This window comes from Paenibacillus alba, from assembly GCF_013204855.1.
Lineage (GTDB): Bacteria > Bacillota > Bacilli > Paenibacillales > NBRC-103111 > Paenibacillus_E > Paenibacillus_E alba.
In genome coordinates, this window is the sequence record NZ_JABMKZ010000017.1 from 121,303 (window position 1) to 133,683 (window position 12,381).

Annotated in this window: 10 protein-coding genes and 1 pseudogene; 2 read left to right on the top strand and 9 right to left on the bottom strand. The window is 43.1% G+C overall.

Going from position 1 to position 12,381, the window contains the following annotated elements:
• Nucleotides 1-96: 96 nt before the first annotated feature.
• The 9 genes and pseudogenes from HQN90_RS21000 to HQN90_RS21040 form a co-directional block, all read right to left on the bottom strand.
• Nucleotides 97-1,824 carry an amidohydrolase family protein gene (locus HQN90_RS21000; RefSeq protein ID WP_173222275.1) on the bottom strand — a complete coding sequence of 576 codons (1,728 nt, stop codon included), beginning with the start codon at nucleotides 1,822-1,824 and terminating at the stop codon, nucleotides 97-99.
• Between the two features lie 236 nt (nucleotides 1,825-2,060).
• Entirely contained in the window at nucleotides 2,061-3,038 is a 978-nt protein-coding gene (locus tag HQN90_RS21005) for a LacI family DNA-binding transcriptional regulator (protein ID WP_173222277.1), read from the bottom strand.
• Nucleotides 3,039-3,186: 148 nt separating this feature from the next.
• On the bottom strand, nucleotides 3,187-4,050 hold the full coding sequence (locus HQN90_RS21010; protein ID WP_173222279.1) for a type II CAAX endopeptidase family protein: 864 nt from the start codon (nucleotides 4,048-4,050) through the stop codon (nucleotides 3,187-3,189).
• A 203-nt stretch (nucleotides 4,051-4,253) separates the two neighbouring features.
• Entirely contained in the window at nucleotides 4,254-5,204 is a 951-nt protein-coding gene (locus HQN90_RS21015) for an iron-hydroxamate ABC transporter substrate-binding protein (RefSeq protein ID WP_173222281.1), read from the bottom strand.
• Between the two features lie 329 nt (nucleotides 5,205-5,533).
• Nucleotides 5,534-6,994 carry a helix-turn-helix domain-containing protein gene (locus HQN90_RS21020; protein ID WP_173222283.1) on the bottom strand — a complete coding sequence of 487 codons (1,461 nt, stop codon included), beginning with the start codon at nucleotides 6,992-6,994 and terminating at the stop codon, nucleotides 5,534-5,536.
• 177 nt (nucleotides 6,995-7,171) lie between these two features.
• Nucleotides 7,172-8,137: an iron chelate uptake ABC transporter family permease subunit gene (locus HQN90_RS21025; protein WP_173222285.1), complete on the bottom strand. Its 966-nt coding sequence runs from the start codon at nucleotides 8,135-8,137 to the stop codon at nucleotides 7,172-7,174.
• 44 nt (nucleotides 8,138-8,181) lie between these two features.
• The gene (locus HQN90_RS21030; RefSeq protein WP_173222287.1) at nucleotides 8,182-9,192 is read right to left on the bottom strand and encodes a FecCD family ABC transporter permease; all 1,011 of its coding nucleotides are present in this window, start codon (nucleotides 9,190-9,192) and stop codon (nucleotides 8,182-8,184) included.
• A 73-nt stretch (nucleotides 9,193-9,265) separates the two neighbouring features.
• Nucleotides 9,266-10,237: an ABC transporter substrate-binding protein gene (locus tag HQN90_RS21035; RefSeq protein WP_173222289.1), complete on the bottom strand. Its 972-nt coding sequence runs from the start codon at nucleotides 10,235-10,237 to the stop codon at nucleotides 9,266-9,268.
• A 138-nt stretch (nucleotides 10,238-10,375) separates the two neighbouring features.
• Nucleotides 10,376-10,489: pseudogene (locus HQN90_RS21040) on the bottom strand (sigma-70 family RNA polymerase sigma factor); the annotation flags it as partial.
• 741 nt (nucleotides 10,490-11,230) lie between these two features.
• On the opposite strand from HQN90_RS21040, the gene HQN90_RS21045 reads away from it, so the two are divergent.
• Both HQN90_RS21045 and HQN90_RS21050 read left to right on the top strand, forming a co-directional pair.
• Nucleotides 11,231-11,617 (top strand): MerR family transcriptional regulator, encoded by a 387-nt coding sequence (locus HQN90_RS21045; RefSeq protein WP_173222291.1) that lies wholly within the window; start codon nucleotides 11,231-11,233, stop codon nucleotides 11,615-11,617.
• 1 nt (nucleotide 11,618) lies between these two features.
• Nucleotides 11,619-12,380: an SDR family oxidoreductase gene (locus HQN90_RS21050; protein WP_173222293.1), complete on the top strand. Its 762-nt coding sequence runs from the start codon at nucleotides 11,619-11,621 to the stop codon at nucleotides 12,378-12,380.
• Nucleotide 12,381 lies beyond the last annotated feature (1 nt).

Sequence of the window (12,381 nt, forward strand, 5' to 3'; positions counted from 1 at the left end):
TCAAAAATTCATCCCAACGTTTGGGAAAGCGTTTACACAATCAACGTAAAGTAAATAGATGGATGTGCTGGACTTCACTTATAAGACATCATACTATTATTCCATGAAGCGGAAACGATGCAAAGAAATAAATAAACTTAACAGCTTATTAACAACCGGTTCACCTTCGTTGTGGTTGCCCATTTCCTCAAGGGCAGCGTCAATTGCAGCTACACTGGATGTTAATTCATCCACAGTCATATTCGCCATCACGCCGTAAATTTCGAGCAGCATAACGCTTTTATTCGTTTTATTTTCGGTGACGATACATGCGCCTGAATACTTATCAACTTCTTTTAGGCAATAGCACATTTCTTCACTCTCTTGGCCGACTACGACAAAATAAGGGGTTGGAGCAGGCCAGAAAGTCGCGACAGCACCGCGTTCAATGTATACTCCTTTAAATAAACCATTAATGACATGGCGTTTGCCATTGGCATAGCGCTGAACAACAGACAGACGGTTTAATTGCTCACCCTCATATTCTGGCATAACCTTGCCATCTTTCATAGGCAGCCAAACTTCTTGGTAAAACTTAGCATGACCACGCCCATAAACATCAAAGACATACACTTTAGCTTGTGTCCCATCTTCTGAAACTTCCAAAGGCACAATATCCAACTGATCTGGTGTTAAGTCATCTAATCCGGTTACAGCCTTCGTACACATATTGGAGTAGTCAATATTAGCATTCTTTAACAACTTTTTATCTTTGGCAATCAATTCACCATCTTTAAAAACATAAAGCGGATTGATATTAGATAAACTGTCGGTTAATACGATGTCTGCAAAACGTCCCGGTGTCAAAGAGCCAATTTGATCTTCCATATGAAAAGATTTAGCTGTATTGTAGGAAGCCATTTTAATTGCTTTAATTGGACTGATCCCCATCTCCGCACATAGCGAGATAATCCAATCCATATGCCCCATCTTAAGCAAGCGCTCAATCGATATGTTATCCGTACAAAGCATAAAGTTATCTGTCGGGAACTTGCGGTCCACAATGGCGCGGAGCAATGTTTTGATAACTTCACTACTGCCTACACCAAACTTAATTTGTGTGGCAAAACCATAGCGAATACTTTTTTCGATATCGTTCACATTCCAAACATCGTGATTGTTGGATACACCGATAGCTGGCAAATAGTTCAATACCATATCGGAGAGAGCTGTCACTCCCCAATGTCCATTGATAAATCCCCCTTTCTCTCTTACCCAAGCTGCTTTATGGAAATCATCTTCATCCCCAGAGCTGTATGTAAAATGTTCAAACTCACCTAGCCCTATTACGGGTTCCATGTCCAAAACAGCTTTTGTGACCGATGCCGCTGTTTTTTTGCCAGGTGCAAACGCATACAATCGATAAGGCAGTTGATCATAATCTTTGAATAAGTCTTTAGCAGCCTGTACACCATCCTCACCTGCCGCACTTAGAAGGTCTAAGCACTCAGCAAAAATGGTCGTTGTTCCGCAAGGAACCATCGCCTCGGCTAGCGCTGTCGGATGAGCCAATTGTGACTCAAAATGCAAGTGAGCATCAATCAAGCCTGGAATGGCATAAAGCCCTTTCCCATCAAATACTTCCTTCACTTTGAGTATAGATTCATCTGGATTGAGTGCTACAATACGCTTATCGTAGATTAATAAAGACCCCTGATAGACCGTTTCCCCATGTACATCCACAATGTTCAAGTTTTTCATAAGAAGATCTGCTTTTTTATTGCCATTTAAAACATCAAAAATAGCATGGACTTTCTCAAGGTGATTTGTTTCTGTCTGTTTCATCGTCATTTCTCCCTTTTTTTGTTTTTTTATAAGAAGAGCTTAAAGCTCTTAACTTAACGGAATTCGCGTACTTCCTTCTGCAAGGCTAAGATTAAATCTTTTGTTAATCGATTAACTAATTATTCTGTTTCGGTTAATCGATTAACCTTTTGACATTCGTTAGTTAGTTAATCGATTAACCGTTTAATATGCGCTTGTTAATCGATTAACTAGAATTAATAATTCATCCCTTACACTCAGGCGGATTTACGTTCGACAATGAACGGCTCTAGAACCGTTATCGGCTCAAACTCTTGTTTTTGAATTTGACTTAAAATAATCTCTGCACTTCTGATTCCTAATTCTCGGTTCTGCAAATCTATAGAGGTAAGCTCAGGTGTAGAAATTTCTGATATCAGAGAATTCCCCAAACTCAACACGGCAATATCCTCAAATATACGAATATTAGCTTGAACCAGTGCCTTGGCCAAATTGACTGCAAGCATTTCATTCAGCACAAATACAGCATCAATATTGTTCTCAAGAAGAATTGGAATACAATCTGCTGATAAGTCCATCCCCTCTTTGATTTCCATAATCAAAGGCTGGTCCTCACCATTGCTAGCTTGACTAAAACCATCTAAAAAATAAGCTAGCAGATGGTCAGGCAAATGCTTATGAACAAAAGCAATTCTATTTTTACCTTTTAACAATAGATGCTCTACACCTAATTTACTTGCTTTCGTTAAATCTGGATACAACAATGGAAAACCATCGTACTGAATACATCTATTTGCATATACAACTGGAATATTCCATTCTACAACGCTGTGGATACTCTCTTTGAAAGATACATCAGAAAATAATCCAATAAAAATAATTCCAGCTATCATATTTTCACGCATCAGTTGAAGAATTTCATCTTCACTTAAATTGAGATTGTCGACTTCATAAATATAAAGATTATAATGATGTTTGCCCAACGTTTGGCTAATGCCAGAAGTCATCTCAGAATAATACAGGTTATTAATCTTTGGTACGATGACAGCTACATTGAACGTTTCCATATGTTTTAGTGATTTAGCAACCACATTTGGTACATATCCAAGTTCTTTAATAGCAAGTTGAATTTTGGCTTCTGTTTCTTTTTTTACCACAATGTTGGAATTTAAATATCTAGAAATAGTACATGCGCTTACATTAGCATGTTTTGCAATATCTTTTAAAGTAGTCATTCGCGGCCTCCCTTCTAAATTCGTGTGTAGAACGTTTTGTTAATCGATTAACCTATGATAAAAACACATTATCATGCAAAAAGAGAAATTGCAAGAAAATTCTAAGCAATTCCTCTCACCTCCATAAATGTATAACCCGTGCGATGCATTACAACTGCCTCATGTTCATCGGTCTCCTCGAAATGAACCATGCCGCTGCCAGTAAGGCAAGAGCTACTAATATCCCCGACTCTCCCGTCCAGAGCAGCACATTCTCACCTTTGGAAGCTGAATCGAAAACTTCCTGAATCACGGCATTCCATGACGCATGAAGGAGGAACGCAGGCCATATGCTGCCGGTTGTTAGCCGCAGACGCCCAATAATGTAACCGAAGGAGGTGACCGAAATCATAAATAAAAAAATGGAGAGCGCAAGGTAGGGACCAGAATAATAATTCCCAACAATCATTAAGGGAAGATGCCATAATCCCCAGATGATTCCGCTGATCAGCATCGGATAGGGAACGCGGGCGTCAATCAGCCGAGTGAGCATATAGCCCCGCCAGCCAAGTTCTTCTCCGACACTGCCGATGAGGCCAATTATTGTACCAACAACCATTTGCATAAGCAGAAGTCCCACGAATATAACTATAGCTGGAGCCTTCAAGAACGTATCCGGTGTGACGTATTGTACTAGTCCCGTAATCCAGGCAATCCCATAGGCAACCAGACCAATGACTACTGGAAACAGCAGTATAAAAGGCAAAGCCTTTAACGTACGCCGTCCTCCGACCCGCAGGGAAATATCCACTGTGCCTTCATGCAGCAGCAAGCGAGCGAAGATGGAGGACAAGCCAGGTGTCCACATCAGGAACAGGACAAAGATCGGATATTCCAATGCCAGCACATAGCCAATAATAGAGAGAGGAATGAGCATTGCAAAGAAAACGAGAAGTCCTCTCCTAGCAAATTGAATACGCTCTTTATCCACTTCTGAACCTGTGGCAGGCGTGCTGCCAAAGTTTATTTTCATGATTGTAACCCCTTTTTCCAAAGTATGTATATCCATTTAGAAGTATAGCAATTGCTCCACCCTGATCAGAACAAACTCAAGTCCAGTTTTTTCCTAGGCCAAAGCCCAGTAAGAATCGGACACCTATTACTTTACAAAATTTCAAAAAACCGCCACGTGATTTTCACATGACGGTTACGACTCAGAGGCATATCAGATTTTGATTATTTTTTTCCAAGGAAACCTTCTTTGAAGATGTTCAGCAAATATTCGAGCGTTGTCGGATCACTGTAAGTGGAGGCTTCCGTATCAATCTCGATGACATGTTTGTTCTTCACAGCCGGAATGTTGCTCCATGCTTCGGTTTTCATGAAAGAATTATCTCCAGCTGAGCTCCGGCTCAGCACGAGGTAATCTCCGGCATAGTTGGCTATCACCTCTTGCGAGAGCGTGTAATAGCCTGGTCCAAGAGCATCCTTCTTGACTTTGTCCGGCATGTTCAAGCCCATAGCTTGGTAGAGGATCTCTGTCCCGCGCGCCCACTTGTTGCCGAATACATAGAAGTTTTTGGAATCTGCTTCGAGTACCGACACGGTTGCATTCTCACCAATTTTGGCTTTTATCTCCTTGCCTGCTGCTGCCGCACGCTGTTTGAAATCGTCAATCCATTTCTGTGCATCTTTCTCCTTGTTTAGGAGTTTGCCAATTTCATGCTGCTGCTCCAGATAATCGAGCTTGCCCCACGTAAAGACCACTGTAGGTGCAATTTGCTTTAATTTATCGATATTTTTCATCTCTGATCCAGCGACAATCAGATCTGGCTTTTGCTCAATGATTTTCTCCATTTCACTTTCCGAAACTACGGTAACGCCTGCAAGTTTCCCTGTGAAAAGCGGATTCTTATTCGTCCATTCGTCTACTCCGACCAGCGTTCCGCCTAACGATATCACATTAGGAGCATTCGTCAGTGCAATAATGCGTTTAGGAGCTGCTGGAACTTGAACAGGTCCGGTCTCGGATTGATAGGTAATCGTACTGGATACCTCCTGGCTTGCGGATGGTGTGCTGGCGGCTTGCCCCGGCGTTGCTGTACTATTGTTCGCCGAGTTATTGCTGCAAGCGGACAAGACGACAAGCAGAATTAACATAAAAGGGAGGTACAGTTTCTTCGTCATATCTTCAATTCTCCTTATGTAGGGTTTAAATATCTTCTATTTGAGAATGATAATCGATATCATACTAGTTTAATATAAAATCTTAGCATTCGTTTGTCAATGATTGTATACATTCTGGCCTTTAATTAAAATGAGCAGGCTGCCGCGCGGGCACCTGCTCATTAATGTTCTTATATAGCAAACGTTCCTCATTAGCGTAGGGATATCTTCCAGCTTTAGTGTTGAATCATCTACTTGTTAATGTCCTCATAACCCCATCGCTCCCATTCCGGAAATGATTGATACAATGAACTTACCCTCCATCTAGTTAACCTCCCTATTCCATAACATTATTTCTGCCTACGTATAACAGAATGGGAGTCACTAACCGCAGCAAGCAATTCGTTCATAATAAGCAGTCGGCCCAATGGCGTCCAGCTCATGACAAACCAGTTGTTAATAAACCTGTGTCTTCCATCTCTTACAGCAGGAATTTGCCGCCATACGGCCTGACTGGTCATTTCGCGATAAAGCTGCTCACTGCCTGCTTGAATATGGTGCTGATGGATGAACAGATGCTCTGTCTCCAGCACAGGTAGCGACTCCGGCTGCATCTCCACTCGCCACAGATCTTCCGGAGCCTGCTTGCACGGCCTCAGGGCAAGCTCTCCGTAAAGCAGTTCATTCAGCGGATGGTTGGCTAGCCCCTGTATGCCAATCGCCCGGTGGCTGACCTGCATAACGGCAACCCGCTCCTGACCCAGTACTCGGCGCAGCGTCTGTCCCGTTGTTTCGGTCTGAAGTTCAAGACGTGTCAGCATTTCGGATGCCTCATGCTCCCGGTTAACCAATTCGGCAATCTTCTCATAATTGCGTTTCCAGTCCCATACTGAGAAATCTAAAAATACAGACGCTGCGATCTCCTTGAATTGATCTCTAAACTCCAAATGATAATCATCCGCTATAATCAGATCAGGGCTGGATCGTTTCAGTTCAAGAAGCTGACTATGCAGACGCTCTCTGTAATGTTCCTTGCTGTGTCCAGGATAATGGAATAAATCCACCACACAGACGGGCTCTAATCCTACTGATTTTAGATGATCCTCAAAACCAAGAGAAGAAGCCACTGCCACCTTTAACGTGCCCCGCTTCATGTATAATGTCGGAGAGACGCCTACCCATCGCTGAAACATGCGGCTAAAATAAAACTCGCTCCGAAAACCAACCGCAGCGGCAACTTCCTTCACCCGGCTGTTCTTCCTATCCAGCTGCAATTTCGCCTGATTCATGCGTACATTAGCCACATATTCCAAAGGCGGCATGCCCGTTTCATTTCGGAACAAACGTGAAAAAGCGACCGAGGGCATTCCCCCGGCTACTTCCGCCAGTTTCTCAATGCTTACTTTTTCGGTATAGTATTGTTCAATGTAGGTGATGCTTCGCTCAACACGTTCATCCAGTACAAAAGGCAGTTGTGATTCATTGCTAGAAATATCATGAATGAGCTCCTCGAACTGAATTCGCAGCGCCAAGGAGCCCTTGCTATTCTGTTGTTTGCTGTGATCGTACAACCTGATGATTCGCTGTAGCAACTGCTGGGGATGATGAAGTGGAATATGCCCTGTTGAAAGCGAATCAGATGGGGAAGGATTTGCCTCATATTTCCCTCTTGCCTTTTTCAGTCGGATTGGCTCGAAAAAAATGGCATAATAGTTGAATTCGCCATATTGCTCTGGAACCTCTACGTGCATTCCAGGCGCGAACAGATAGAGCTGGAAGGGGCGCACTCTATGCAATGTGCCATCAAGCACGATACCCCCTTCCCCCTCTGTAATAAAACAGAGGAAATAAACAGGGATACAGATATGCCTGGCTCCGCGTTTAGAAAACGTCCGCTTACGGACTGATGATAGAAGATAGGTTAAGTTTTCATTAGACGGCATAAGAAGATACACCAGCCTTTCCCGAAACACGAACGTCTTCCTTCATTATACAGCTCTGCGGCGCAACAACAAATGAACCATATAAGGCGCACCGATAAAAGCCGTAATTAATCCGGCAGGAATCTCAAAAGGAGAGAACAAATTCCTCCCTGCAAGATCTGCTCCCATCACGATCAGTCCACCAAGCAATGCAGCCACAGGCAAACGGACAAGACTTCGGCTGCCAACCAGATGCTTTGCGATGTGCGGTGCCATCAAACCGACAAAAGCAATCGTTCCCGCCATAGAAACAGCAGATCCGGCCAGCCCCACACTCATTAGAATAAACATTACTCGCATCGTCTCCACACGAAGGCCAAGACCCGCGGCCGATTCCATATCCAGCAGGAACATATCCAAGTATCGGCTCATCCCGATCAAAAAAGTAAACAGAATCAGCAGCCAGGGCAGCAAAGGCCAAAAATGTTCCCACGTCCGTCCATATAAACTTCCCGCCATCCATACAGTTGCTTGCGATACACGGAATATTTCACCAACCGTTAAGAAATAGGTAATGAGCGCACCCGCCATAGCTGATATACCTGCTCCGATAAGCAGCATGCGCACCGTAGAACTCCCCCCTCCTTTGCGCCAAGACAAGGTATAAATTACAGCTGTGGCGATGAAGGCTCCGGCGAAAGCAATCCAGGGGAACTGACTCATTGGAAAAGATGGAACAAGTACCATAACAGCAACTACAGCAGCGGCGGCCCCCGAATTCAGGCCAATTACGCCAGGGGAAGCAAGCGGGTTCCGTGTTATGACTTGCAAAATCGTTCCTGATAGCGCCAGACTACATCCCACCAGGAACCCTGTTAATACGCGTGGCAGCCGTAGTTGATGAATCGTAAACCGATATTCCTCGCTGCCTATTCCCGCCAAGCTCCGAAAAACCTCCGCTGAGGGAATCGTCCGCTCTCCCAGCATGACATTCAGGATAAGCACACCTGCATTCAGAATAATCAGGATCACGATAATCCCGATCGATCGTCTATATTTAATAAAAGAAGCGATGTTTATCTCTCCTTTCTCTGGGCCAGATAAATAAGAAACGGTGCGCCAAAAAAAGCAGTAACAACACCCACTGGAATTTCCTGACGGACAAGTATAAATCGTGCCCCGATATCTGCTGCCAGCAACAATAACGCCCCCAGCAAAGCGGAATACGGAACGATCCAGCGATAATTGCTGCCTATCAGCAGCCGTGCAATGTGGGGAACAGCCATTCCTACAAAACCGATGGGACCAGCAAGCGCCACGGCGCTGCCCGCTAGCAGGACTGTGACGATCACGCATAGGATTTTAATCATTCGAATCCGCTGCCCCAAGCCTTGTGCGACATCTTCCCCCAAGCTAAAGATGTTCAGATAACCGCTGAGCGCTAGCGAACCGACCAATCCAATCAATACATAAGGCAATACTTGAAGGAAAAGATTCAGATCTCTGCCCGTCAGGGAACCGGCCAGCCAAAAACGCATCGTATCTAGCGATTGCTCGTTGACAATAAGAATTCCCTGAGTCATGGAGGCAAAAAGCAGATTCAGAGTAGAACCGGCAAGCACAAACTTGACTGAAGATAAAGGTTGGCCACCTGTGGAACTAAGTAGAAACACGAAAATCCCCGCAACCGCTGCTCCGATGAGAGAAGACCATGCATACAATTGCAGTGACGTCGTTCCAAGCCAAAAGGAAGCGAGCACAGCCGTAAGTGCAGCGCCATAATTAATTCCGAACAGTTCAGGCCCTGCGAGTGCATTGCGGCTCAGCGCCTGCATAAGGCAGCCTGCAACAGCAAGCGAGCTCCCCACCACGGCTGCAATAACCGCTCTGGGCAGCCGAATGTTGCGTATAATCATATGTTCGCGGGACCCGTCAAAAAAATAGAAAGCTTCCAGGACAGATTGAAATGAAATATGTACGACGCCGAACATAATGCTGCCTACAAATGCAGCAAAGCCGAATAAGCCTATTAGAATAAGTCCAGCAAATTTTAAATTACTGCTTATGCTCAAAAGTTTTACCTCCATTGCTTTTATACAGAAAAATGGGATCGTCACAAGTGACGACCCGATTTCTCAGTTGATCCTATACTCCAACTACTTATTTGGCTGCAAATGTGTTCAGATCCTCAACGACTTTGTTAGCAGCTTGAATGCCGAGACCGCTAAGCCAGTATTCCCAATCTACAGGATGAACAGCTTTCTTCTGCACGCCTTTCAACGTTGCCCATAATGAACCTTTCTCCAGCTTGGCGAAAGCATCCGGCTCGCGATTAAACCAAAGGATGATGTCACCGTCCAACTCAGCGATTTGCTCCTCGGTTATATCTTTGGAGAAGTTTGCGTCGCGTTGTGCTGCCGGGCGAACGATTCCCGCATCCTCCATAATGATACCGGAAAAGTTCTTTTTCAAATAAAGTTGAAGTTTATCTTTCCGTGGGCGGAATAAGGATACTTCTTTGGGAGCCGTGCCAGCATACTTGGATTTCAGTTCATCGATGCGCTTTTGATAGGTTTCCAACAACTTCTTCCCAACCTCTTGCTTGTTTACAGCCTCGGCATGAAGGAGCAGATTTTCTTTCCACGTTATACCCAGCGTATTTACGAAGATGGTCGGAGCAATTTGTTTTAACTGTTTGTATATGGCATCATGCGTATCTTTGTTCCCAATAATCAGATCGGGTTTCAATGCATCAATCGCTTCCAGATTAGGCTCATTGACGGAGCCGATGTTCTTGATTCCCTCCGTCCCCTTCAGATAGGTCGGGAAGGGATCACCCGCGGCCAGAATAGAAGGCGCGCCAATTGGCTTGATACCCAGCTCCAGCAGATTATCCAGAGCACCTATGTCCAGAACAACAACACGGCTAGCCTGCGCTGGAATCTGAACTTCTCCATAAGCGTCCTTTATCGTACGTTTCTCCGTTGTAGCAGCAGTCTTTTTTGCCTGTTCGTTGCTATTGGAAGTTGTTTCTGTCCGCGTGCTGCCGCAACCTGCGAGTACCAACAACATAACAGCAATCACCACATACAACCATAATTTGCTGCCTAACCCTTGTCTTTCTAAACGCATTGTCAATCGTCCCCCTTGTGTCTGGTTAATCATGCAATTAATAATGATTATCATTCTTAAACAATACTTTAAACCTTCATCTTCTGTCCATGCACTATTATTTAGATCTCATATACTTTTTTAGTACAGCATTTGATCAAAGGAGACAGTCCGGTAGATGTCCTGATAGGTGGCATCATACATCGCATGAAACGCCTGTTGATCACCATCTTTCATTTTTATAAGTAATTGATACATATATTCATTTTGCATTCAGAGGGCCCTCCTGAGTAAGCAGCTTACACACTATATTGTCTCTGTATCAGAAAAAGGTTCGGTTCTTTGATGGTTAATTATTTGTTAAAATTCACTCTAATACAATAAAATGGAATTTATAACATGAAATAAATAAGATCACACAATTAAAAATTAGTATCACGGAAGGAGTTTAACTAGCAATGAAACGATTTTTGATTTATGCATTAATTGTCATCATAAGCTACTTTTCCGGGGTTCTATTTTACAAAATAACAAAGTATCTACTTGCAATACCTGAAAAAAGCGAGATCGATCTCCTATATCCTTGGGTAACCATCTTTTTTTTTTTTTTTCTCTTCCGATTTATTTTGTAATCATCCTACTTCTTCGCCTTTTTAAGGTTCGTTCAATCATAGTAAATACTTTGATAAAGATAGTTGTGTTATTAGTGTTTAGCCTGTTTACAGCTGCTATGGTTCCTTTTATGTTTGGTGGTTTTGGGTATTTAGGAAGACCGGAATTTTTCTTTTCAGAATTTGCGATCCTACTCTATTCATTTTTTATAGGAGCATCCCTATTATTTTCCATTTGTTCATCCATACCAGAAAAGTATCTGAGTAGGCAGACGTGATTTATAAAAACAAAGATCAAATCCCCTCTTCCTTAACTCGTGAGATATTTCTGTTGACTTAAACCATGGTTTAAGTCGTATTATAATCCTGTCGACAGGATAAGATACAATTTGGAGGACTCCAGATGAAATATTGTTCCATTAGTGAAGCTGCAGCCAAATTCAATGTGCCAGAATCAACGTTACGTTATTATGAGAAAAAAGGACTACTTCCACTAATCGAACGTGATGAAGCTGGGAGGCGGTTATTTTCAGAAGATCAAATTGCGCTCCTAGAAACCGTTATTCGTTTAAAAAACACGCATATGCCGATAAATAGCATTAAGCAATATTTGGATTGGATTTTAGAAGGAGAAAACACCATTGCACTTCGACTTGACATGATGAGGAATCATAAACAAGCTGTGCTAGATGAAATCTCATTGATGAAAGAAGCTTTAATTGGAATTGATGTAAAAATTACGCGATATACAACCGTTCTCAGTAAAGAAAATATGGAGAAGAGGAACTAAAATGAAACTTTCAGGAAATACAGTATTGATTACAGGCGGAGGTTCTGGCATAGGATTGGCTTTTGCAGAACGCTTTATAAAAGCCGGAAATAAGGTCATTATAACTGGACGACGTGAACATGTACTTCAAAATGCCAAAGAAGCATTCCCTAGCCTTATTACTCATGTCAGTGATTTGGATATTGAATCCGAACGTGCAGCCTTGTTTGATTGGGTAACAGCGAATTATCCAGAAGTGAATGTGTTAGTTAACAATGCCGGGATCCAGCAACGCTTTAATGTGCTCAAAACGGATGCGAAAAACAATTGGAACTATCTCAGTAAAGAAATCACAACTAACCTTGAAGCACCTATCCATCTATCTATGTTGTTCGCTTCACTTTTTGCAACGAAAGAAGAGGCGGCTATTATTAACGTCACATCTGGGTTAGCTTTTACACCATTTGCGATTGCTCCGATATATTCAGCAACGAAAGCGGCGCTTCATTCCTTTACAATGAGTCTAAGACTCCAACTTTCCGATACGTCTGTAGAAGTAATTGAAGTTGCTCCCCCAGCAGTGAATACAGATTTAGGCGGAATGGGGATTCATACGCTTGGAGAACCATTAGATGCCTTCGCGGATGGAATTTTCAAACAATTAGAAGAGGGGAAACAGGAAATTGGCTACGGTACTTCTGTGAATCGCTTGCGCATGTCGCGAGATGAAATTGACGAATACACAGAAAATATGTATAAGGCAACGAAAAACACCATTGAATAAC

What these genes read in the sequence shown, in the direction of transcription:
- HQN90_RS21000 (WP_173222275.1), bottom strand. Translation starts at nt 1,824, where the DNA reads ATGAAACAGACAGAAACAAATCACCTTGAGAAAGTCCATGCTATTTTT.
- HQN90_RS21005 (WP_173222277.1), bottom strand. Translation starts at nt 3,038, where the DNA reads ATGACTACTTTAAAAGATATTGCAAAACATGCTAATGTAAGCGCATGT.
- HQN90_RS21010 (WP_173222279.1), bottom strand. Translation starts at nt 4,050, where the DNA reads ATGAAAATAAACTTTGGCAGCACGCCTGCCACAGGTTCAGAAGTGGAT.
- HQN90_RS21015 (WP_173222281.1), bottom strand. Translation starts at nt 5,204, where the DNA reads ATGACGAAGAAACTGTACCTCCCTTTTATGTTAATTCTGCTTGTCGTC.
- HQN90_RS21030 (WP_173222287.1), bottom strand. Translation starts at nt 9,192, where the DNA reads ATGGAGGTAAAACTTTTGAGCATAAGCAGTAATTTAAAATTTGCTGGA.
- HQN90_RS21035 (WP_173222289.1), bottom strand. Translation starts at nt 10,237, where the DNA reads ATGCGTTTAGAAAGACAAGGGTTAGGCAGCAAATTATGGTTGTATGTG.
- HQN90_RS21045 (WP_173222291.1), top strand. Translation starts at nt 11,231, where the DNA reads ATGAAATATTGTTCCATTAGTGAAGCTGCAGCCAAATTCAATGTGCCA.
- HQN90_RS21050 (WP_173222293.1), top strand. Translation starts at nt 11,619, where the DNA reads ATGAAACTTTCAGGAAATACAGTATTGATTACAGGCGGAGGTTCTGGC.